22 protein-coding genes are annotated in these 21500 nt (G+C 72.6%); 11 read left to right on the forward strand and 11 right to left on the reverse strand.

Features of this window, described 5'->3' with window-relative positions:
* The first annotated feature begins 127 nt into the window (after positions 1-127).
* A complete protein-coding gene (locus OG811_RS05700; protein ID WP_406072660.1) occupies positions 128-1633 on the forward strand; it encodes a glycosyltransferase family 39 protein in 1506 nt (501 codons plus the stop codon).
* A gap of 33 nt (positions 1634-1666) precedes the next feature.
* Here the strand turns inward: OG811_RS05700 and OG811_RS05705 are convergent, their stop codons facing one another.
* Together OG811_RS05705 and OG811_RS05710 are read right to left on the reverse strand one after the other, a co-directional pair.
* On the reverse strand, positions 1667-3262 hold the full coding sequence (locus tag OG811_RS05705) for a histidine kinase N-terminal domain-containing protein (protein WP_406075545.1): 1596 nt from the start codon (positions 3260-3262) through the stop codon (positions 1667-1669).
* Between the two features lie 25 nt (positions 3263-3287).
* Complete coding sequence (locus tag OG811_RS05710) at positions 3288-4319, reverse strand: SIS domain-containing protein (protein WP_406075546.1); 1032 nt, start codon at positions 4317-4319, stop codon at positions 3288-3290.
* Positions 4320-4507: 188 nt separating this feature from the next.
* On the opposite strand from OG811_RS05710, the gene OG811_RS05715 reads away from it, so the two are divergent.
* Entirely contained in the window at positions 4508-6334 is a 1827-nt protein-coding gene (locus OG811_RS05715) for a tetratricopeptide repeat protein (protein WP_406072661.1), read from the forward strand.
* Between the two features lie 106 nt (positions 6335-6440).
* Here the strand turns inward: OG811_RS05715 and OG811_RS05720 are convergent, their stop codons facing one another.
* A complete protein-coding gene (locus tag OG811_RS05720; protein WP_406072662.1) occupies positions 6441-8024 on the reverse strand; it encodes an MDR family MFS transporter in 1584 nt (527 codons plus the stop codon).
* 109 nt (positions 8025-8133) lie between these two features.
* On the opposite strand from OG811_RS05720, the gene OG811_RS05725 reads away from it, so the two are divergent.
* Complete coding sequence (locus OG811_RS05725; RefSeq protein ID WP_406072663.1) at positions 8134-8769, forward strand: TetR/AcrR family transcriptional regulator; 636 nt, start codon at positions 8134-8136, stop codon at positions 8767-8769.
* 12 nt (positions 8770-8781) lie between these two features.
* Here OG811_RS05725 and OG811_RS05730 read toward each other — a convergent pair whose 3' ends face one another.
* A complete protein-coding gene (locus OG811_RS05730) occupies positions 8782-9291 on the reverse strand; it encodes a GNAT family N-acetyltransferase (RefSeq protein ID WP_406072664.1) in 510 nt (169 codons plus the stop codon).
* Positions 9288-9503 carry a biotin/lipoyl-binding carrier protein gene (locus OG811_RS05735; RefSeq protein WP_406072665.1) on the reverse strand — a complete coding sequence of 72 codons (216 nt, stop codon included), beginning with the start codon at positions 9501-9503 and terminating at the stop codon, positions 9288-9290. The genes OG811_RS05730 and OG811_RS05735 overlap by 4 nt, the downstream gene beginning before the upstream one ends.
* 227 nt (positions 9504-9730) lie before the next feature.
* On the opposite strand from OG811_RS05735, the gene OG811_RS05740 reads away from it, so the two are divergent.
* A complete protein-coding gene (locus OG811_RS05740) occupies positions 9731-9805 on the forward strand; it encodes a 50S ribosomal protein bL37 (RefSeq protein WP_369814844.1) in 75 nt (24 codons plus the stop codon).
* Between the two features lie 123 nt (positions 9806-9928).
* On the opposite strand, the gene rsrA is transcribed toward OG811_RS05740, so the two are convergent.
* The 5 genes from rsrA to OG811_RS05765 form a co-directional block, all read right to left on the reverse strand.
* The gene (gene rsrA, locus OG811_RS05745; RefSeq protein ID WP_030336658.1) at positions 9929-10216 is read right to left on the reverse strand and encodes a mycothiol system anti-sigma-R factor; all 288 of its coding nucleotides are present in this window, start codon (positions 10214-10216) and stop codon (positions 9929-9931) included.
* Between the two features lies 1 nt (position 10217).
* Positions 10218-11045 carry a sigma-70 family RNA polymerase sigma factor gene (locus OG811_RS05750; protein WP_406072666.1) on the reverse strand — a complete coding sequence of 276 codons (828 nt, stop codon included), beginning with the start codon at positions 11043-11045 and terminating at the stop codon, positions 10218-10220.
* A gap of 284 nt (positions 11046-11329) precedes the next feature.
* Positions 11330-11947 (reverse strand): alpha/beta family hydrolase, encoded by a 618-nt coding sequence (locus OG811_RS05755; protein ID WP_406072667.1) that lies wholly within the window; start codon positions 11945-11947, stop codon positions 11330-11332.
* Between the two features lie 51 nt (positions 11948-11998).
* Complete coding sequence (locus OG811_RS05760) at positions 11999-12391, reverse strand: WhiB family transcriptional regulator (protein WP_272613383.1); 393 nt, start codon at positions 12389-12391, stop codon at positions 11999-12001.
* A 196-nt stretch (positions 12392-12587) separates the two neighbouring features.
* A complete protein-coding gene (locus tag OG811_RS05765; RefSeq protein WP_406072668.1) occupies positions 12588-13298 on the reverse strand; it encodes an SOS response-associated peptidase in 711 nt (236 codons plus the stop codon).
* 102 nt (positions 13299-13400) lie between these two features.
* On the opposite strand from OG811_RS05765, the gene aroA reads away from it, so the two are divergent.
* The 4 genes from aroA to OG811_RS05785 all read left to right on the forward strand — a co-directional run bounded on the left by aroA (position 13401) and on the right by OG811_RS05785 (position 17595).
* Positions 13401-14702 carry a 3-phosphoshikimate 1-carboxyvinyltransferase gene (aroA, locus tag OG811_RS05770; protein WP_406072669.1) on the forward strand — a complete coding sequence of 434 codons (1302 nt, stop codon included), beginning with the start codon at positions 13401-13403 and terminating at the stop codon, positions 14700-14702.
* A gap of 121 nt (positions 14703-14823) precedes the next feature.
* Positions 14824-15834, forward strand: coding sequence for a ribosome small subunit-dependent GTPase A (rsgA, locus tag OG811_RS05775; RefSeq protein WP_406072670.1), 1011 nt, complete (start codon positions 14824-14826; stop codon positions 15832-15834).
* Positions 15835-15862: 28 nt separating this feature from the next.
* Entirely contained in the window at positions 15863-16681 is an 819-nt protein-coding gene (gene hisN / locus OG811_RS05780) for a histidinol-phosphatase (protein WP_406072671.1), read from the forward strand.
* 59 nt (positions 16682-16740) lie between these two features.
* Entirely contained in the window at positions 16741-17595 is an 855-nt protein-coding gene (locus OG811_RS05785; RefSeq protein ID WP_406075548.1) for a hypothetical protein, read from the forward strand.
* 25 nt (positions 17596-17620) lie between these two features.
* Here the strand turns inward: OG811_RS05785 and OG811_RS05790 are convergent, their stop codons facing one another.
* Positions 17621-18820, reverse strand: coding sequence for a glycosyltransferase (locus OG811_RS05790; protein WP_406072672.1), 1200 nt, complete (start codon positions 18818-18820; stop codon positions 17621-17623).
* Between the two features lie 225 nt (positions 18821-19045).
* Here OG811_RS05790 and OG811_RS05795 point away from each other — a divergent pair, with 225 nt between their 5' ends.
* The 3 genes from OG811_RS05795 to OG811_RS05805 all read left to right on the forward strand — a co-directional run bounded on the left by OG811_RS05795 (position 19046) and on the right by OG811_RS05805 (position 21497).
* Positions 19046-20044 carry an SDR family oxidoreductase gene (locus tag OG811_RS05795; RefSeq protein ID WP_406072673.1) on the forward strand — a complete coding sequence of 333 codons (999 nt, stop codon included), beginning with the start codon at positions 19046-19048 and terminating at the stop codon, positions 20042-20044.
* 59 nt (positions 20045-20103) lie between these two features.
* Positions 20104-20835: an ATP-binding protein gene (locus OG811_RS05800; RefSeq protein ID WP_406072674.1), complete on the forward strand. Its 732-nt coding sequence runs from the start codon at positions 20104-20106 to the stop codon at positions 20833-20835.
* An 89-nt stretch (positions 20836-20924) separates the two neighbouring features.
* On the forward strand, positions 20925-21497 hold the full coding sequence (locus OG811_RS05805; protein ID WP_406072675.1) for a DUF5709 domain-containing protein: 573 nt from the start codon (positions 20925-20927) through the stop codon (positions 21495-21497).
* The last annotated feature ends 3 nt before the right edge of the window (positions 21498-21500 follow it).

Genomic DNA, 21500 nt, shown 5'->3' on the forward strand with positions numbered 1-21500 from the left:
CCAATGTCCACGTGCGGGATCCCACATCACGGGCCGAGGGCCACCCGACCAGCTGGTCACCGAGGACGGTTCAGACGCCTGCCGCCGGCTGACACCACGGACCGCATGGCCGTGGCAGGCTCGGACCGTGGGCAGATTGTCCGAGTCGACCGGGGCGGCGTGGGACCGCCTGCGCCGCGTGCCGGTCTGGCTCCCGCCGGCGCTGCTGACCCTGGCGGTGACCCTGACCGGGCTGGGCTCCGCCCAGCTCTGGCGCGACGAGCTGGCGACCTGGAGCGCGGCCACCCGCTCGCCCGGCGACCTGGCCCGCCTGGCCGGCACCATCGACGCCGCCACCGGGCCGTACTACCTGCTGATGCACGTCTGGACCGCCGTCGCCGGCGACTCCACGATCGCCCTCCGCGTGCCGGCTGTGCTGGCGATGACCGTGGCCGCCGGGTTGCTCGCCGTGCTCGGCGCGCGGCTCGTCGACCGGCGCGGCGGCCTCTTCGCCGGGCTGCTGTTCGCGGTGCTCCCCGGCACCTCCCGCTATGGGCAGGAAGCCCGCCCGTACGCCCTGGCCACCATGCTCGCGGTGCTCGCCACCCTGCTGCTGGTGACCGCGCTGCGCCGACCGGGCTGGGCCCGTTGGGCTGGTTACGCCGCCGCCGTCGCCGCTCTCGGACTCGTCCACCTGATCGCGCTCACCCTGCTCGCCGCGCACGGGCTGGTCGTCCTGCTCGCCTGGTGGCGCGGCCCGACCGCGGCCGGCATCGCCAGCCCGGCCCATCCCGCCGTGGAGCGGGACCGGCGGGTGTGGCGGTGGGTGGTCGCCGTGGTGCCGGTCGCGCTGCTGGCCGGTCCGCTGTTGCTCAAGGCCCGGACACAGCAGTCCCGGCAGCTGAACTGGGTCGGCCTGGCGCGGCTGGACGACCTGACCGCGCTGCCCGGCGGCGTGGCCCAGAGCAGCGTGGTGGGCGGCGTGCTGATCGGGGTCGCCGCGCTGGGCGTGGCCCGGCTCGGGCGGCGCGCCCTGCTGCCGGTGAGCGCGGTGCTGCTGCCCGTGCTGCTGCTCTTCGCCGCCGGCGCGGTCGTGCCACTGTGGGTGCCCCGGTACCTGGTCTTCGTGGTGCCCTTCGCGTGCCTGCTCGCGGGCGCTGCGCTGGCCGCGGTGGCCGCGCCGGCCGCGCTCGTCGTGGTGGTCCTGGCCGGGCTGCTCGGCCTGCCCGACCAGGCGGCGCTGCGGCGGACCCACGAGTGGCCACGCAGCGCGCCGGTGGACTACACGGGCGTGGCGCGGGTGATCGCCGACGGTCAGCGACCGGGCGATGCGGTGGTCTATTCGCCCCGGCACAGCTGGCTCTTCCTCGACCTCGGCATCGAGTACCACCTCGCCAACCCGCCCAGGGACGTGCTGGTCACCGAGGACGAGGTCCGCCGGGGCGACCTGTGGGCCGCCGAGTGCCCCCAACCGGCGCAGTGCCTGGCCGGCACGCCACGAGTGTGGCTGGTCGTCGCCGGCCGGCATGCCGAGCCGCTGGGCGCCGTGCGGGGCGCCAAGGGCGACGCGCTACGCGCAGACTTCACCGTCACCCAGGTCTGGCAGCGGCCCGGCCTGACCGTCGCCCTACTGACCAGCCGCCCCGGCCGCTGACCTGACCGGACGGGACAGGCCGGAACGCGTCCCTCAGGCTTGTGAACGGCCGTCCGGGGCGCTGCGGGCCAGTGGGACGACCAGCACCGCCTCGGTGCCGCCGTTGGCACCGGCGCGCAGCTCGATGGTGCCGCGCAGCTCCCCGGTGACCAGGGCCCGGACGATCTGGAGGCCGAGCCGGCTGCCACGTTCGGCGTCGAAGTCGGGCGGCAGCCCACGCCCGTTGTCCGTGACCGAGACGTGCAGCATCTTGCGGAACCGGTGCGCCGAGACCACCACCTCCGGACGCACCGACGGATCGACCTCGGGTACGACGACCGGCACCAGGCCCGGGGTGGCGGCGGGCACGCCGGCCTCGTCCGCCTCGTCGGCCGGCGGGAAGCCGTGCTCGACGGCGTTGAGCAGCAACTCGTTGAGGACCATCACCAGCGAGGTGGCGATCTCCGCCGGCAGCACGCCGAAGCTGCCCCGCCGGCGCATGCCGACGCTCACCTCGGTCGCCGCGACCTCGGTCGCCGCGCTGGCCACCCGGTCGACGATGCCGTCGAACTCGACCGCCTCGTCGCTGGACATGGAGAGCGTCTCGTGCACCAGGGCGATCGAGGCGACCCGGCGGACCGATTCCTCCAGCGCGACCCGCGCCTCCGGCATGGAGACCCGGCGGGCCTGCAACCGCAGCAGCGCGGCAACGGTCTGGAGGTTGTTCTTCACCCGGTGGTGGATCTCCCGGATGGTGGCGTCCTTGGTGATCAGTGCCCGGTCGCGGCGGCGGACCTCGGTGATGTCCCGGACCAGCACCAGCGCGCCGATCGGCACCCCGGCGGGCATCAGGGGCAGCGCCCGGGTGAGCATCGTGGCACCGCGCGCGTCGATTTCCCGTCGGGGTGGCGCCTCACCGCGCAGCGCGGCCAGGATGCCGTTCGCCGCCTCGGTACCGTCCAGCGGGTCACCGGCGAGCCGGCGGTGCAGCGCGGCCAGGTCCTCGCCCACCAGGTGGGAGGCGTAGCCCAGTCGGCGGTACGCGGACTGCGCGTTCGGGCTGGCGTAGGTGACCTTGCCGCCGGCGTCGAGCCGGACCAGGCCGTCGCCGACCCGGGGCGCGGAGGTGGTCTCGCCCGGGTGCCGCGGTGGCGGGAAGGTGCCATCCGCGATCATCTGCGCCAGGTCGTCCGCCGTGGTCAGGTAGTTGAGCTCCAACTGGCTGGGGGTACGCGCGGTGGAGAGGTTGGTGTCCCGGCCCACCACGGCGATCACCTCGCCGGCCTCTCCCTCGGCGGTCCGCAGACGAACCGGAATCGCCTCGTGCCGGGCGGGTACGTCGCCGTACCAGACCGGGTCGCCCTCCCGCCAGATCCGGCCCTGGGAGTACGCCACCCCCAGGTGAGCCACCTCCGGCCCGCCGACGATCCGCCCCACCTGGTCGTCCTGGTACGCGGTGGGCGCGGTGGTCGGGCGGACCTGGGCGACGCAGAGGAACGTGCCGTCGGCGTCGACCGGCACCCAGAGCAGCAGGTCAGCGAAGGACAGATCGGAGAGCAGTTGCCAGTCGCCGGCGATCCGGTGCAGGTGGTCGATGTCGGCCGGACGGAGATGGGTGTGCTCCTCGGCGAGGTCGCGCAGCGTGGACACGCTGACCAGGGTGCCACGCCGCACCTCACATCGTCGCGGTGACCTTCTTCAACCCGCGCGGCGCGTCCGGGTCCTCACCTCGGGTGAGCGCCAGGGCGAGCGCCAACCGCTGCAACGGCAGGATGTCCAGCAGCGGGGCGTACCGCTCGTCGACCTCGGGGACGGCGAGCCGGGTGGCGCCCGGCACGGCGGCGGAGCCGACCACCACCACGTCGGCGCGGCGTTCGTCGAGGCGGGGCAGCACCTCGCCCATGGACCGTCCACCTGGACCCGAGCCGACCACGGCGAGCACCGGGACCTCCCGGTCGGTCATCGCGAGCGGGCCGTGCAGCAGGTCGGCGCCGGAGAAGGCGAGCGCCGGCAGGTACGAGGTCTCCATCAGCTTCAGCGCGGCCTCCCGGGCGGTCGGGTAGGCGTATCCCCGGCCGGCGGCGACCAGCTGGCGGGCGAACCGGTAGCGCGGTGCGAGCTGGGCCGGGGTGTCGTCGGCCAGGGTGCGTGCGGCCAGCTCGGGCAGCGCGTCGAGCGCCTCCCGTTCGGCCGCCGGGAGCACGCCGTCGCCGGCCCGGATCCCCTCCACCAGCATCAGCAGGGCGAGCAGTTCAGCGGTGTACGTCTTGGTGGCGGCCACCGCCCGCTCGTGCCCGGCGTCGATGTCGATGCTCAGCTCGGCGACCTCGGCCAACGGCGAGTCGGGGGCGTTGGTCACCGCGAGGGTGAGCGCGCCGGAGGCACGCGCGGCGCGCAGAACCTCGGCCAGGTCGGGTGAGCCGCCACTCTGACTGACGCCGACAACCAGCGCGTCGGACAGGTCGGGGCGCCCACCGAACAGGGTGACCACGCTCGGCGACGCGAGGCCGGCGGGCAGGCCGAGCCGGATCTCGGTCAGGTACGCCCCGTAGAGGGCCGCGTGGTCGGAGGTGCCTCGGGCGGTGAAGACCACATGCCGCGGGCGGCGTTCGGCGATGGCCGCGGCCACTCGGGCGATCCCGGCGGCGTTTGCCGCCGAGAGCAGGCGCGCGTAGCCAGCCGGCTGCTCGTCGATGTCGGCGGCCATCCCAGCCCCTGCACGTGTCACGGACACTCCCCCTTGCGCGGTTACCGCGTGTTTGCTGCTCAGCCTTGCACGTTTCAGCACATCTGGGCAATTGAACGAGCAGGAGTGAGCAGATGATCACCGGATGATCTCAATATCAACTACGCTTGCCCCGCTGCACACGGTCTAGCCTGCGACGAGAGGACGACGTGCCCGAGGGAACGGACGACCCCGCGCTCTCCGCGACGGAGGAGCTGGCGCTGGCCCGGCTGGCACTGGACGAGGGCGACCTGCACCACGCCGCCAGCCACCTCGCCAGCGCGCTGGCGGGGGCGCCCACCCTCCCAGAGGTGCACGAGACGTTGGCCCGGCTCGCCGCAACGAGCGGCGGTGGCCTCGATCTCTTCCCGATCAACCACCACACCTTCGTGGGGGCGGTCGTCGCCCGCGCCCACCTGCTCGCCACCGCCGGCCGGCCCGCCGAGGGGCTGGAGCTGCTGGCCGCGGCGACCGCGTACGCGCCCGGCACCCAGTGGGCCGGCGTTCCGTGGGTCACCGCGCCCGAGTTGGCCGAACGGCTGGACCCGGAGCACATCGCCCGCGTCCTCATGCAGGTCTGCGCCGCGCTGCCCGACCCGGTGCCGCGGCTCGGCCGGGGCGCCCTGACGCCGTACCTCACGCTGGCCCGCAACGCGGTCACCGTTCACACCGAGCACGGTCTGCTGCTGGGCGCGGCGTCCGCGCTGGCCCGGCGTCTCGGCGAGGTCGCGCTGGCGGTCCGCTGGGCCACCCGAGGGGTACGCGCACAACCCTCGAAAATGGGCGAGGTGTGGCTCGGGTACGCGTACCGCAGCGCGGGCCGGACCCGCGACGGCCTCGCGGCCCTCGGTCGGGCCGTCAAGCTGGACCCGGACGACCTGGCGATCTACGCGGACATCGCCGGCACCCTGGCCGAGATCGGCCGGCTGGACGAGGCGCTGGAGTGGACCGAGCGGGCGTTGGCCCGCGACCCGTCGTTCGACTGCGCGGTGCACACCGCCCACCGCCTGCGGCACCTGCGCGACGGCGAGCTGACCCACCTGGTCGCGCTCGCCGACTTCGTCCGTGACCACCCCGACGACAGTCACGAGCACGGCGACCTCGCCCAGTGCTGCCGAGGCCGGCCCTGGCTCGGCCAGCTGACCCCGGCCAGCGGTCCCCTTGTCGACGCGATGCGCCAGGCGGTGGCCGACGACGACAACGGTCTCGGCAGCGCCGTACGTCTGCTCGCCGCCGCACCGCCGAGCGCCGTTCGGACGGCGACGTCCACCGCCCCCGGGCTGCGGATCGAAGTCGTCGGCGCGCTGGAGCCGGACCCGCGCGAGCCCCGACGGGCATCCGCCCAGCGGTTGTGGCACTACGCGGACGACGTCCCCACACCCGCGCTGCCGGCGCCCTCGGCGACGGCGGTCGAACGGATCGGGCAGGTCGCACACCCAGCGTGGCCGCACCCACCGGCGGCGTACGACGCGGCGGTGGGCCTGGCGGGCCTCGACGTGGCGGATCTGCTCGGCCTACTGGTGCACCCGCCGGCCGCGCCGGCCAACGCGGTGGGTCGGCTGCTGGCCGCCCACGACCCGTCGGTCTGGGTCCGTGGTGTGCAGGTGTGGGCCTGCCTGGGGCTGCTGCACCACCGCACCGACGAGCCGTGGGAGAGCTCGACCCGGCGGCGCGTGCTGCTCGACCTGATCTGGGGCGTCGAGGACTGGGTCACCGAGGCAGCGCTGTTCGCCCTGGTCACCGCCGCCTGGGTGGATCCTCCGGTGCGGCCGGACGTGGCGCGGGTGGTGGCGGAACGGCTCGCCGACGCAGCCGCGGTGGCTCGGGACCGGCCGGTCCCGATCGCCGCCTCGCTGGCCCACCTGGCCTTCGCGGCCCCGGAGCTGGACCCGGCAACCGCAGCCCTGGCCACCGAACTGCTCGGCACGCGATCCCCCCAACTCCCCCGCCCCCGCAACCCCCTACGCCGCCTCTGGCACCGCTTCAAAGGCCGGTAGGAAACCCCGCCCCACCCCGCCGATCTTGCACTTGCTGTCGTCGATAAGCCCGGTAACAGGGCTTATGCCGGGGCACAAAGTGCAAGATCGCGGGGAAGGGGCGCGGTCAGGTTACGGGGGCCTTGCCGAGAGCCACCTCGGCCTGCTCCTCCGGGGCGGCCTGCGGCGGCGCCTCGTTCACGGTGCGCAGCGGGATCTCCTTGATGAACCAGGCGAGCACCGGGATCGCGATGGTGAACAGCACCGCCCAGAGGAAAACATGCGAGATCGAGTCGGCGAGACCACCGAGCACCAACTCGCGCGCCTGGGCCGGCAGTTCCTTGAGCTTCTCCAGATCCATCCCGCCACCCCCGCCATCGAAGGCCGCGCCGGCGGTGGAGTCGGCGAGCCGGTTGGCGAAGATCGCTCCGAACAGCGAGATGCCGAACGAGCCGCCGATCGACCGGAAGAACGTGGCCGCGCCGCTGGCCGCACCGAGGTCCTTCTGCTCCACGCTGTTCTGCGCGATCAGCATCGAGGTCTGCATGAGGAAGCCCATGCCGGCGCCGAGCACGACCATGTACAGCGAGGACGTCAGCTTGCTGGTGTCGCTGTCGAGCATGGACAGCAACGCCATACCAGTGGTCATCACCACGCCACCGACGATCGGGTACGCCCGGTACCGGCCGGTCTTCGTGATCGCCCGGCCGACGACCAGCGAGACGACCAGCATGCCGAACATCAGAGGCAGCAGCAGCAGGCCACTGTTTGTCGCCGACGCCCCCTGCACGGTCTGCTGGTAGAGCGGCAGGAAGTTCATCGCGCCGAACATCGCGAAGCCGAGCAGGAAGCCGATCAGCGAGATCAGCGCGAAGTTGCGGTTGGCGAAAAGCTTCAGCGACAGGATCGGCTCCGTTACCCGGCGCTCGACCAGGCCGAACACCACCAACGCGAGGACGGCCAGCACGGTCAGACCGAGGATCTGCGGCGACGTCCAGTCGTACTCGTTGCCACCCCAGGTGGTGATGAGCACGATCGCGGTGATGCCGACCGAGAGCAGCCCGGCGCCGAGCCAGTCGATCCGGTGCTCGGTGCGGTACTTCGGCAGGTGCATCGTGGTGATCAGCACGAGCAGCGCGACCCCACCCAGCGGCAGGTTCACGTAGAACGCCCACCGCCAGGAGAGGTGGTCCGTGATGAAGCCACCGGCCAGCGGGCCGGCAACCATGGCGATGGCCATGATGCCGGCGATCATGCCCTGGTAGCGCCCGCGCTCGCGGGGCGGGACCAGGTCACCGATGATCGCCATCACGCCGACCATGAGGCCGCCGGCACCGAGGCCCTGCACGGCACGGAAGGCGATGAGCTGGACCATGCCGTCCTGGGGGCCGCCGAGTATCCCGGAGCCGGCCATGCCACAGAGCGCGGAGCCGACGAGGAAGACGACGACCGAGGTCAGGAAGATCGACTTGCGGCCGTAGAGGTCACCGAGCTTGCCCCAGATCGGGGTGGAGACGGTGGTGCCCAGGACGTACGCGGTGACCACCCAGGTGAAGTGGTTGAGGCCGCCGAACTCGCCCACGATCCGCGGTAGCGCGGTGCTGACGATCATGTTGTCGAGCATCGCGAGCATCATCGCGATCATCAGCCCGAACAGCACGACCCGTATGTTGTTGGGTCGCACGCCGGTCTGGCTTGTTGCCTGAGTCATGGGTAGAGCTCCCCGAGATTGCTGCGCTTACTTGCCGGCCGGCTAGTCACCTTACTAGCCGCACGGTAAGTTGGGTGCCAACTGACGGTCAACCGATTTGGAGGCATGGGTGAGGGAGAGCACAGGCGGGACGCGGGACCGGATCAAGGCCGTCGCGCTCGAGCTCTTCACCGAGCAGGGGTACGAGAAGACATCACTCCGGGAGATCGCCGAGCGCCTCAACGTCACCAAGGCTGCGCTCTACTACCACTTCAAGAGCAAGGACGACATCGTCGCCAGCTTCGTCGAGGAGCGACTGGAGCGGATGGACACGCTGAACGCCTGGGCCGCGACGCAGCCGGCCACCCTGGCCACCCGGCGCGAGCTGATTTCCCGGTACGCCGACACGATGTTCGACGGTACGCAACCGTCGGTGATGCGCTTCTTCGAGCAGAACCAGACCGCGCTCAAGAGCCTCGCGGCCGGCCAACAGATGCGCGGTCGGATGATGGAGCTGGCCAACGCGCTCTGCCGGGGCGACGACTCTCCCTCTGCCCAACTCCGCGCCGCGCTGTCCCTGTTCGCGGTGCACAGCAGCTGGTTCGCGGTCCGCGCGCCGGGCATCACCGACGACGAGCGCCGCAAGATCGCCTTGGATGTGGCCGACGAGCTGCTGTCCGCCATCGGCACGCAACCTGACAAGAGCACCGCGCCGGACCAGGGCGCCGCACCTGACAAGAACGTGGCCGGGGCCGAGCTGGGTTGATCGGCCGGCGGCTCAGCCGCGCGTCAGATCCAGTCGCAGGCCGAGCAGGTCCACGCCCGCCAGCGGCGACCAGTCCTTCTCCGGCGAGCGGACGAACCCGAGCCGCGCGTAGAGCCGGTGCGCCGAATCGGCCATCCCGGCCCGGACGCAGATCACCACCGCCGTGCAACCCAGCGCGGCGGCGCGGTCGACGCACGCCCCGGCCAGCGCGGCACCGACACCCCGCCCCTGGGCACCCGGGTCGACCGCGAGCATCCGGAACTCTGCCTCGCCCGGCCCGGCCAGCTCGGCGAACGGGGTGCCCGGCAGCACGAAGGTCACCGAGCCGAGCACCGCGTCGGTCACCTCGTCGACCGCGACAAGCACCTCGCCGCTGGCGGCCCGGGTCGACACGTCGGCCAGCACGTCGCCATACCCGTGTTCGCCCTTGAGCTGGCCGTCCGCCTCGTACGCGGCCACGGTCAGCCGGGCCACCGCCGGGAAGTCGGCTGGCTCAGCACGACGGACCCGCAACCCGGTCAACCGATCACCGCGATCAGGTCACCGTCCTGCACGACGTCACCCTCGTTGACGGCGAGCCGCTCGATCACACCATCGGACTCGGCGATGACCGGGATCTCCATCTTCATCGACTCGAGGATCACCAGGGTGTCGCCCTCGGCCACGGTGTCACCGGCCGTGGCGACAACCTTCCAGACGTTCGCCACCATCTCGGCGCGGATCTCCTCGGCCATGTCCGGGCCCTCCCTTTTCGCGATGTGCCTGCCGACGTATCCAATCATGCGGCGGCCGGCCCTGGGCGCGCAGCGGCCTGGCAGGGATGGCGCGCCCGCCCTGGGGACGGCGACGGGTGTCGACCGCACTACCATCAGCGGGTCGGACCCGATGCCGGGCCGCCGGTGGGTCCACCGGCGCCGAGGTCGTGGGCAGAACGGATCCGACCCATCACGAGGAGGTCAGCATGGCGAAGAAGTCCCGGAAGAAGAAGGCCCGCAAGAAGAGCGCCGCGAACCACGGCAAGCGTCCCAACTCCTGAACGGGTCGGCGGGCCGGCGGCCCGTCACCGATCAGCCCGACCCGGCCGACGCCGGGTACACCGGTGGCCCGGGTCGACATCGACCCGGGCCACCGGTCTCTGGTCCGTCAGATGGGCCGACGCTCAGTCGGCCAGCTCGCGGGAATCACTGGTCTCGAAGACCACCAGCTCGGTGAGCTTGACCCGCAGCCGCTCGCGCAGCTCGTCCGGCGCGGTCTCGTTGCCGCAGCAACGTGCCACCAACGCCCGCACCTCCTGCTCGAGCCCGTACTCGCGCAGGCAGGGCCCGCACTCGTCCAGGTGGTGCCGGATCAGCGAGCGCCGCTCGTCGGCGCACTCCAGATCCAGGTAGAGGTAGACCTCCGCGAGCACTTCGCGGCAATCCGTCTCGTGCGGCTCCCCACAGCTCACGTCAGACCTCCCGGCCGGCAGCGGCGGCAGTCGAGCCCTTCGATGAGCGGGCCGCACTGAAGCCCCGCTCCCCGGCGTAGCGCTCGAGCAACTTGCGCAGATTACGACGGCCCCGGTGCAGACGCGACATCACGGTGCCGATCGGCGTGCCCATGATGTCGGCGACCTCCTTGTACGAGAAGCCCTCGACATCGGTGAGGTAGACGGCCAGGCGGAACTCCTCCGGCAACTGCTGGAGGGCCTCCTTGACGTCGCTGTCCGGCAGCCGGTCCAGCGCCTCGGTCTCGGCGGAGCGCAGCCCACTGGAGGTGTGCGACTCGGCCTCGGCGAGCTGCCAGTCGGTGATCTCCTCGGTGGGCGCCTGGATCGGCTGGCGCTGCCGCTTGCGGTAGGAGTTGATGTAGGTGTTGGTCAGGATCCGGTAGAGCCAGGCCTTCAGGTTCGTGCCCTGCTCAAACTGGTGGAAGGCCGCGTACGCCTTCAGGTACGTCTCCTGGACCAGGTCCTCGGCATCCGCCGGGTTGCGCGTCATTCGCAGCCCAGCAGCGTAGAGCTGATCGACGAATGGCATCGCGTCCCGCTCGAAACGGGCCCTGCGCTCGTCCGTCTTCTCGGTGGTCAACCGCACATCCCCTCGCGTCGGATGCTTTCCCGCCGAGGATACGCGCACGGACCTGCCCGCAGATTCACTTCCGGCTGGTGTGCCCGTGCTCACCGCACCCAATCCGCCCGATCCTGCCGTCGCGGACCACTCCGGGCCATCCAGCAGCTGCTTCAGCTGCCGGGCGTCCCGCTCGTCCCGTTCCAGGCTTCGTGTCCCGGTCGGCACCGGTCACCCCCCTCGCAGAAAAGTCTTCCGCGGGTTGTAACGCGAGATGACCACTGAGGCATTCCGGCCGGCCCTCCCGTTCCTGGTCCCGGCCCCGACGGCGGCCGGCGCTGGGACCAGGAAGGGCCTGGGAGGACCGGTGCCGCCGGCCCGGATCGGGCCGGCGGCACCATCGGATGCAACGACCCGCGCCCGGCACCGGAAACGGTCGCCCGGGCGAGCCGGTCAGCCCACGGCGCCGAGCGGCGCTGGGCCGAGTGCGCCGGGCGAGCGGCCACGACGGATCAGTCGGCCGCCCAGCCCTGGGCGTGCAGCCAGTCCCGCACGACGGCCGCGGTGCCGGCCGGATCCCGCCGCAGGTCGTGCGTCTCCCCCGGACGGGTCACCACCTGCACGGGCGGCCTCGGCTCCGGCGTACCGAACGGGTCCCGGTCGCCGTTGACGACCAGCGTCGGTAGGCCGGTGTCCAGTTCGGCGGCCCGCGAGCGCTCCGGCCGCCCGGGCGGATGCAGCGGAAAGGCCAACGCGACGACGCCGGCCGCGCCCACCGCACGGGCGGTCCGGCAGGCCACCCGCGCGCCGCTGGAACGACCACCGACCAGCACCGTTGGCACGTCGGAGTGCCGGTCACACAGCACGGCGAGCACCGCCGTCCAGGCCTCGTCGAGGTGACCTGCCGGTGCCGGCGCACGTCGACCGGCGACCCGGTAGGGCTGGGTCACCCGGACCACCGCCAAGCCGGCCGCGATCGACGCGTCCCGTACCGCGAGCAGGTCCGGGGCGTCCACGCTGCCGCCCGCTCCGTGCCCGAGCACGAGCAGAGCGGTGGCCGGGCGGGCCGGCAGGTCGGTGTCGATCCGCGCCAAACCGCGCGGGGTGTCGATGTCGTCGCTGGGCAGCACCGACCCATTCTGCGCCGCCTGACCGGCGACGGGTGCGGACCGGGCCGCTGATCAGCTCAGCGGGACCAGCGTGAGCAGGCGATCCCGCACCGGCGGGCCGGCATCGTCGACGGCGTCCGGGTCCGGTTCGACCTCGCCACGCCAGGCGACCAGCATCGCCCGCCGCTCCCGGGGCGTGGTGGCACCCCAGACGCCATGGCAGTCACCGACGTCGAGGGCCCAGGCCAGGCAGGACCCCTGCACGTCACAACCGCGGCACAGCGCGACCGCGGCGTCTGCCGGCTCGTTCGGTGCCGGAAAGAATGTCTCCGGATCGACGCTCTGACAGGTGCCTCTGGTGCGCCACGCGTCGTCCTCTCGCCGCTCGCGCACGGCCCGCAGCAGTCGCGGATCTCGCCGCGCCGCTGCCACCTCGTGCGGGCGGGGCATACGCGCCCGTGTCATCCACCCACCTCCCCCGTGGGACCGGCAAGATCGGTGGACGCCGTCCGCCCCGTGCGAATCGGCAGCCACTACCGGCGCTGTGTTCTATCGCACTTCGCGACACCGAGACAAGGGTCTGCCGGGAACATGACTGAATATCCAGGAGACGAATCGAGCGCAACCCAGGCAAATCGGCACTCAACGATGGACGTCAGTCTCAGAACAGGGTCGACTCCTGCGGTGTCACCGCCGGCGCCACCGGCACCCGGGCGGTCAGTTCCGGCCCGTCGTTGCGAACATCGCCCACCGCCGCCCCCACCGGGCGGATCTCCAACCCACCCAGCCACTCCGCCGAAGCCGGGGTGAGCAACCGCTCCGGCTCGTCAGTCGGCGCCAGCCACGACGACCAACGCTCGGGCGGCAGCAGCACCGGCATCCGATCGTGCACCTCGGCCAGGTCGCCGAGCGCCGCAGTGGTCAGCACGCTGAAGGTGAGCCGGGTGTCCGTGCCGGACTCCCAGACCGACCAGATGCCGGCCAGAGCGAGCACCGAGCCGTCGCTGGGGGTCATGAAATATGCCTGTCGCCCACCGTCGGGCTGACGGACCCACTCATACCAGCCGTCGGCCGGGACGAGGCAGCGGCGACGGGAGAACGACCCGGCGTACGCCCGGCTGGTGGCCACCGTCTCCGCCCGCGCATTGATCATGCGGGCGGCCCCGGCGGCGGACCGGGACCAGTGCGGCAGCAGACCCCAGCGACCGACACAGAGGCTGCGGTGCCCCTCCGGGCTGACCCGGACCAGCGGCACCGGGTCGGTCGGCGCGACGTTGTGATCCGGTCGGACCAGGCCATCGGTGTCGTCGGACGACTCGAACAGCGCGCTCAGCTCGCCGGAGCTCCGGGTCGTCGCGTACCTGCCGCACATGGGCACACGGTAACGCGTCGCAGACCCCGCCGGCTGTCCCGCCAACCGGGAGTACGACCGCCGGTCGCCTCCGCCCACCGGCTGACACGGCAGAATGTAACCGTGGGGAACCTGACCGCGACCCGGCCGCCGCAGCCGTGGACCGCACCGACCGCATCCGACCCGGTGGCGGCGACGCTGCGCCTGCCCGGTTCCAAATCGATGACCGCCCGCGCCCTGGTGCTCAGCGCGCTGGCCGCCGGCCCGTCGACGCTCGCCGGGCCGCTACGCGCCCGCGACACCGAGCTGATGGCCGCCGGCCTGCGGGCGATGGGCGCACACGTGTCGATCAGCGACGACGAGCGCTGGCTGGTCCGGCCGCACCCGCTGGTCGGCCCCGCGCACGTCGACGTGGGCCTGGCCGGCACGGTGATGCGGTTCGTGCCGCCGGTGGCCGGGTTGGCCGACGGGCAGGTCACCTTCGACGGCGACCCGCACGCCCGCACCCGGCCGCTCGGCCCGCTGATCGGTGCGCTGCGCTCGCTGGGCGTCCGGATCGACGTCACCGGCGTGGGCAGCCTGCCGCTGACCGTGTTCGGCACCGGCCGGGTGACCGGCGGCGAGGTGGTGATCGACGCGTCCGCGTCCAGCCAGCTCGTCTCCGGGTTGCTGCTGGCCGCCCCGCGCTTCGACCGGGGCGTCGTGGTGCGGCACGTCGGCCCGCCGGTGCCCTCCGCGCCGCATCTTCGGATGACGGTGCAGATGCTGCGTGCCGCCGGCGCGGCCGTCGACGACACCACCCCCGACGTGTGGACCGTCGAGCCCGGCCCGCTCACCGGGCGCGGCTGGGAGATCGAACCGGACCTCTCCGGCGCGGTGCCGTTCTTCGCCGCCGCCCTGGTCACCGGCGGCGAGGTGACCCTGCAAGGCTGGCCGCACAGCAGCGCGCAGCCGGTCGAGCAACTCCGCTCACTGCTGCAACGGATGGGTGGCGAGGTCACCCTCTCCACCAGCGGGCTGACCGTCCGGGGCACCGGCGTGGTGCACGGCCTGACCGCCGACCTCTCCGACGTCAGCGAGCTGACCCCGGCGCTGACCGCAATGGCCATGCTGGCCGACTCACCGTCGGTCTTCACCGGCGTCGGGCACATCCGTGGCCACGAGACCGACCGGCTGACCGCGCTCGCGCGCGAGTTCACCGGGCTCGGAGCGGACATCAGCGAGGCGCCGGACGGGCTTGAGATCCGGCCCCGACCGCTGCGCGGCGGCATGTTCCGCACCTACCACGATCATCGGATGGCGCATGCCGCCGCGGTGGCCGGGCTCGCCGTCCCCGGCATCGAAGTGGACGACGTCGGGTGTACCTCCAAGACCATGCCCGAGTTCCCGGCACTATGGTCAGCGATGGTGACCGGCAAGAGCTGACGCGAGAAGAGGACAGGTCCTGGCGACCAAACGGCGGGAGTACGACGAGGACGACGTACGGGTCCGACCCGGCAAGTCATCACGCCCGCGTACGCGCACCCGCCCCCAGCACGCCGACGCCGTGGACGGCTTCGTCATCGCCGTCGACCGGGGGCGCTACACCTGCGTGCTGGCCGGGGCCGAGCACGGCGTGGCCGGGGCCGAACTGCCCACGATCACCGCGATGCGGGCCCGCGAGCTGGGCCGCAAGTCGGTGGTGGTGGGCGACCGGGTCAGCCTCGTCGGGGACACCTCCGGGGCGGAGGGCGCCCTCGCCCGTATCGTCCGGATCGCCGAGCGCCGCTCGGTGCTGCGCCGCACCGCCGACGACGACGAGACCACCGCCGAGGGCCGGCTGGAACGGGTGGTGGTGGCCAACGCCGACCAGTTGGTGATCGTCAGCGCGCTGGCCGACCCGCCGCCGCGCACCGGGTTCATCGACCGCTGCCTGGTGGCCGCGTACGACGCGGACGTCGAACCGCTGCTCTGCCTCACCAAGGCCGACCTGGCCGGACCGGAGGAGGTGCTGGGCTACTACACCGAGCTGGAGCTGCCGTACGTGCTGAACCGCCCCGACTCCGACCTGAGCGCGCTGCGCGCGCTGCTCGGAGGCCGGGTCTCGGTGCTGGTCGGGCATTCCGGGGTGGGCAAGTCGACGCTGGTCAACCGCCTCGTTCCGGACGCGCTGCGCGCGGTCGGCGTGGTCAGCGCCATCGGCCGTGGCCGGCACACCTCCACCAGCGCGGTGGCGCTGCGGCTGCCACCGGTGCCCGGCGTCGACACCGACCCGGGTTGGATCATCGACACCCCCGGGATCCGCAGCTTCGGGCTGGCGCACGTCTCGGCCGACAGCCTGCTGCACGGCTTTCCGGACCTGGTCGAGGGCACCGTCGACTGCCCGCCCAACTGCCAGCACACGGCCGACGAGGCCGACTGCGGGCTGGACGCCTGGGTGGCTGCCGGCAAGGCCGACCCGCGCCGGCTGGCCTCGTACCGCCGGTTGCTCGCCTCCCGCGCCGGCGAGAGTGACTCGCGTGGTGAGAGCGACCAGCGCGGTCCCGGCGAAGGTGACCGACGCGGGCCCGACGAGTGAGCCGACGGGCGTGGGCTAGGTTGCCGGCATGACCGGGTACGCCGACGACCTCGCCCTCGCCCACCTGCTCGCCGACCGGGCGGACGCCATCGCCACGGCCCGGTTCCGCGCGCTCGACCTGCACGTCGAGTCGAAGCCCGACCTGACGCCGGTCTCGGACGCGGACACCGCCGTGGAGCGGGAGATCCGCGCCCTGCTTGCCGAGCACCGGCCGGCCGACGGGCTGCTCGGTGAGGAGTACGGCGCCGAGCCGTCCACCGACCCGGACGGCCGCCGGTGGATCATCGACCCGATCGACGGCACCAAGAACTTCGTCCGCGGTGTGCCGGTCTGGGCCACCCTGATCGCGCTCTACGACGGCGACCGGCCGGCGGTCGGCGTGGTGTCCGCCCCGGCGCTGGGCCGGCGCTGGTGGGCGAGCGCGGGCGCGGGCGCGTACGCCGGGCCGGGCCCCGCCGCCGGCGAGCGGATCGGGGTGTCCGCGGTGCGCCGGATCGCGGACGCCAGCTTCTGCTACTCGTCCCTCAACGGGTGGGAGCGCGCCGGGCGGCTCGACGCGATGCTCGACGTGATGCGGGCCAGTTGGCGCAGCCGGGCGTACGGCGACTTCTACGGCTACGTGCTGTTGGCCGAGGGGGCACTGGACGTGATGGTCGAGCCGGAGTTGTCCCTGTGGGACGTGGCGGCACTGGTGCCGATCATCACCGAGGCGGGTGGCACGGTCACGGATCTGTTCGGTCGACCGGCCCCGGCCGGCGCCCCGGGCACCGACAGCAGCGTGGTGGCCACCAACGGTGTGCTGCACGCCGACATCCTCGCCCGGCTCGGTCGACCAGCCGAGCGCTGACACCCGGCAACCTCTATCCTCGCCAGGTGGTCTCCTCCGGCTGGTGCTTCCTCGCGGCGATGATCGTCGCGTACGGCTTCGCCAACCTCCTCCAGTCGGTGGCTGCGGCCCGCACCACAGTCCACAACACCTTCGATCCGGGTCTGCTGCTGCGCCTCGCCGGGCACCGGACGTACCTGGTCGGCCTGGGCTGCCAGATCTGCGGCTTCGTGCTGGCGTTCATGGCCCGGCGGGACCTGCCGCTGTTCCTCGTGCAGGCCAGCGTGGCGGCCGGGTTGGGCGTGACCGCCATTCTCGGCGTGCTGGTGCTGAAGTGGCGACTACCGGCGGCGGAGGTGGTGCTGCTGGCCCTGCTGTTCGCCGGGATCACCGCGCTGGTGCTGTCCGCCCGGCCGGCGCCGTCGCGGCAGCTCGGCACCGCCGGCTCGATCGCCCTGCTGGTGGCGCTCGGCGTCATCGCGGTGCTCGGCTTCTTCGCCGTCCGGTTGTGCGGGGCACCTGGTTCGGTGGCTCTCGGATCGCTGGCCGGGTTGGCGTTCAGCTCAGCCGCGGTCGCCGCTCGGCCACTGGCATCCGCGCCGTCCGCCGAGGTGTTCTTCGCCGACCCGCTGTTCTACCTGCTGATCGCCCACTCGATCGTCGGTCAACTGCTGCTCGGCCTGGCCATGCAGCGCGGCTCGACGACCGCCGCGGTCGCCGCGATGGACGCCGCCGGCGCGGTGCCGGCCGCGATCGTCGGCCTGCTGCTGCTCAACGACAAGATCTGGCCGGGTCGGGAATGGCTGGCAGCGGTCGGCTTCCTGGTCACCCTGGCCGCGGTGATCGGGCTGACCCGGTACGCCGAACCGCAGCAGCAACGCTCGGTGGAGCGCCGCCGCGACCGGGCCATGGTCGGCGCCGGCCAGCCCGGCTGACGAACCGGGCCGGCCGACAGCCCGCTCAGGCCTCCACCGGCTTGCGGCGGCTCACCACCCGCTCGTAGAGCCGCTCCAACGCACCGGCGGTCCGCTCCCACGTGTAGCTGCTGCGCACCCGGTCCACCGCGGCGTGCCCGTACGCGAACCGGCCGGCGTTGTCGGAGAGCATCCGGCGCAGCGAGACTCCGAGTGCCCGCACGTCGCCGGGGGGAACCAACCGGCCGGTGACCTCGTCGACGACGGCGTCCGCCAGGCCACCCATCGCGTAGCCGATCACCGGCACGCCGCAGGCCATCGCCTCCAGCGAGACCCGCCCGGCCGAGGAGTAGTGCGGCGTGCAGGCGACCACGTCCGCCGACCGGTACCAGGTGGCCATCTGGTCGTGCGGTATACCCCCGACGAGCCGCACCTGGTCGAGGACGCCAATCTGCTCGGCCAGCTTCCGCAGCCGTCGCGCCTCCGCGTGGTTGACCAGCTGGTCGGCCGGCGGTCCACCGGCGATCACCAGCTCGGCGTCGCCGACCAGACGCATCGCCCGGATCAGATCCTCCTGACCGTGCCCGGCGGAGAGCGAGCCCACCGAGAGGATGCGGGCGCGCTGTTCGCGTGGTGCCGCCTCGCCGTCGGGGTGGAACTGCTCGATGTCCACGCCGGCCGGCACCAACGCGACCGAGCTGCGTTGCAGGCCCATCCGGGTCAGCTCGTCGACTTCGTCGTTCGACTGAGCCACGGCGATGTCCACCGCCCGGGTCAGCGCGCGTTCCAGCGTGATCCGCTCCCCCGGCCCGTCGTAGTGGCCGCCCAGGTGACGCAACTGCTCGACGCCGAGCGAGTGGAACGTCTGCACCACCGGGATGTCGGTCTCCCGAACGGCGTGCGCGGCGGCCAGGCCACCGATCCAGTAGTGCCCGTGCACCACCTCGGGCCGCCAGGCGCCGGCCCACTCGTCGGTCAACCAGCGGCCGAACTCCGTCACGTACGGGACCAGCTCGGCGGTGGCCAGTGGGGTGGGCGGGCCAGCGGTCACCTGGTGCACCTGGTAGCCGTCGATGTCGACCGTCACCGGCAGCCCCGGGTCGTCCCGGCGGTCGTAGAGCCGGACGTCGTGGCCTCGTTCGGCCAGCTCGGCGGCGACCCGTGCGATGTGCTGTCGGGTGCCGACCGGTGGGCCGTCGGCATGGCGGTACGAACTGGCGTGCGCGCAGACGAGGCCGACGCGCATGGGTCACCTCCGTGCGATCTTTCCTCGGCAGTGGTCCTCCCGGTTCAGAGCGTCCCATTAACCTCAGGACCCGGAGTCGAAACCTGGCAGATCGGGAACAGTCGTGCGAGTCTCGCCGAAACTTGCGCCACGGCAACCACAAGGTTGCGGGGCACCGACGGATCCCCCGATGATCGACAAGCGGTCCCTGGTATGACCAGGCCCGGGCGGGGGTACCGCTCAGGGATGCCGCTAACCCGCAGCCTCGACGATTCGACCGTGGTGATCACCGGCGCGTCCAGCGGGATCGGCACGGCGACCGCGTACGCGTTGGCCCGTCGAGGTGTCGCCGTCGTGCTGGCGGCTCGGAGCGAGCCGGCCCTACGACAGGTCGCGCAGCGCTGCCGCGAGTTGGGTGGCGAGGCGCTGGTCGTTCCGACCGATGTGACCGATCTGGAGTCGATGCAGCGGCTGGCGGAACGGGCTGCGGTCGAGTTCGGCCGGATCGACGCCTGGGTGAACAACGCCGCGGTGAACGCGGTGGGCCTGTTCGACGAGATTCCGGTCGCCGAGTTCCGCCGGGTGCTGGAGGTCAACCTGCTCGGGGCGGTGCACGGCATCAAGGCGGCTCTGCCGTACCTGGGCGCGGCCGGTGGCGGTGTGCTGGTCAACAACGCCTCGATGCTGGCCGAGGTGGCCATGCCGTACCAGTCGGCGTACAACGCCACCAAGCACGGCATCCGAGGGCTGGCCGACACGGTCCGGCAGGAGCTGCGGGTCACCGGCCGCGGTCAGATCTCCGTCTGCACCGTGCTGCCGGCCACCATCGACACCCCGTTCTTCCGGCACGCGGCCAACTACAGCGGCCGCGAGCTGGTGCCACCGCCGCCGATCTACCCGCCGGAGGTGGTCGCCGAGACCATCGTCCGGGTGCTGCGCCGGCCCCGCCGTGAGGCGTACGCCGGCGGTGCAGCCCGGCTGCTCGGCCTGCAGTGGCGGCTGGCGCCCGCGCTGATGGAGCGCACTCTCGGCTGGTACGCCCAGCGCGCCCAGTTCGGGCCGGGCGCTCGGGTGGACAGCAGCGGCAACGTCTTCCACGCCGACGCCCAGGCCAGCCGGGACGGTGGCTGGAACGGACGGCGCCGCCAGTTGGTGCGGATGACCGCCGCGTTCGGTCTCGCCGCCGTCGGCACCGCGGTCGGCACGATGGCGGCCATCAACCGTCGGTCCCGGTCGGACCGCTGATGCCCAGCATCGAACGCCCGAATGCGCGAACCGTCACTGGCGCGCACAATGGGGCGATCATGTCGAGCTGTCTCGTGGAAATCGACGGGTCGTCAGCGGTGATCCGGCTGACCGGTGTGCTCGATGCCGCCGGAGCCGAGGCGGTCCGCGGCGCGCTGCTCGCCCGACTCTGCGACCGACCCGGTCCGGTGGTCGCCGACGTGACCGGGCTGCGGGTCGCTGACGCGGCTGGGCGGGACGTCTTCGCCGAGGTTCGCCGGGAGGTCGCCGACTGGCCCGCCGCGGACCTGCTGCTGTGTGACCCGACGGTCGACGGGCCCGACCACGCGGACGCTGGAGTGCTGGCCTGGCCGACCGTGGACGGCGCGCTGGCCGCGATCGCGGCGGCACCGCTGGCGGCGGTGCTCACCGCGGAACTGGCCCCGACCGTGGGCGCTGCCCGGCAGGCCCGGGAGCTGGTCACCACCGGTTGCCAACACTGGGGCATGCCGACGCTCACCGACCCGGCCTGCATAGCGATCACCGAGATGGTCAACAACGTGGTCGCGCACGCCCGGACCCCGATGACGGTGCGGCTGGCACCCCAGGACAGCACCCTGCACCTGGCGGTCCGCGACCACTCCCCGCTCCGGCCGACGTTCGCCGGGTTGGCTCCGCCGACCCGGGCCGGTGGCCGGGGTCTGCTGCTGATCGACACGATGGCCCGTCGCTGGGGCAGCAGCGTCGTACCGGACGGCAAGGTCGTCTGGTGCGTGCTGCACCCGGACGACGAGGCCGCTGCCCTCGGCTGACGGGGCATTTCGCCTCCGGTGCCGGTTTCGCCGTGGCACGGACGACGGTGGTCCGGTTATGGCGGGAGGGCAGCGGGTAGTGATCAGACATGCGCGACAACGAGTTCCCGACCCCCGTGTCCGACACCGAGGCGCAAGGGCTGCCCGACACCGCCGATGACGACTCGACCGCCAACGACGACGTGCGCACCGGGCGCGAGGCGGACGGCCCGGACCCGGGCCAACTGCCCGGCGACCGGACGCCGGTCGCGGTGGACCGGTTCGGGACGACCGCCGAGGAGCAACTCGACGGCGAGTCGTTGGACTACAAGCTCGACCGAGAGGTCTACGAGCGCCCGGCGGACGACCCGCTGGCTGGAACGATCGACCCGCAGATCGCCTTCGAGGCGGACAACCTGGAAGCCGCGGCGGAGGCCCAGCTGGACGCCGACGTGATGGACCCGGGGCCCACCTCGGACCCGAACTCGCCGGTCTCCCTCTATGACCACGGTCAGCTCGGCACGGTGGCCGACGCCACGGTGGGCCGGCTGGTGGAGCCGGACGAGGGGGCACACACCGACCAGGAGACCAACTCGGTGGCCTACGACGCCGGAGCGGCCGGCGGCGGGGCGACCGCCGAAGAGTTGGCCATCCACGAGACGGAGCCGCCGCGCTCGGTCTGAGGC

It is taken from the genome of Micromonospora sp. NBC_01638, assembly GCF_045209745.1.
GTDB lineage: Bacteria > Actinomycetota > Actinomycetes > Mycobacteriales > Micromonosporaceae > Micromonospora.

Excerpts from the sequence above, each read along its gene's own strand:
- OG811_RS05765 (WP_406072668.1), bottom strand. The coding sequence starts at position 13,298 with ATGTGCGGCAGGTACGCGACGACCCGGAGCTCCGGCGAGCTGAGCGCG.
- OG811_RS05710 (WP_406075546.1), bottom strand. The coding sequence starts at position 4,319 with ATGGCCGCCGACATCGACGAGCAGCCGGCTGGCTACGCGCGCCTGCTC.
- OG811_RS05720 (WP_406072662.1), bottom strand. The coding sequence starts at position 8,024 with ATGACTCAGGCAACAAGCCAGACCGGCGTGCGACCCAACAACATACGG.
- OG811_RS05785 (WP_406075548.1), top strand. The coding sequence starts at position 16,741 with ATGATCGTCGCGTACGGCTTCGCCAACCTCCTCCAGTCGGTGGCTGCG.
- OG811_RS05735 (WP_406072665.1), bottom strand. The coding sequence starts at position 9,503 with ATGGCCGAGGAGATCCGCGCCGAGATGGTGGCGAACGTCTGGAAGGTT.
- OG811_RS05795 (WP_406072673.1), top strand. The coding sequence starts at position 19,046 with ATGCCGCTAACCCGCAGCCTCGACGATTCGACCGTGGTGATCACCGGC.
- OG811_RS05805 (WP_406072675.1), top strand. The coding sequence starts at position 20,925 with ATGCGCGACAACGAGTTCCCGACCCCCGTGTCCGACACCGAGGCGCAA.
- hisN (WP_406072671.1), top strand. The coding sequence starts at position 15,863 with ATGACCGGGTACGCCGACGACCTCGCCCTCGCCCACCTGCTCGCCGAC.
- OG811_RS05800 (WP_406072674.1), top strand. The coding sequence starts at position 20,104 with ATGTCGAGCTGTCTCGTGGAAATCGACGGGTCGTCAGCGGTGATCCGG.
- OG811_RS05790 (WP_406072672.1), bottom strand. The coding sequence starts at position 18,820 with ATGCGCGTCGGCCTCGTCTGCGCGCACGCCAGTTCGTACCGCCATGCC.
- OG811_RS05760 (WP_272613383.1), bottom strand. The coding sequence starts at position 12,391 with ATGACACGGGCGCGTATGCCCCGCCCGCACGAGGTGGCAGCGGCGCGG.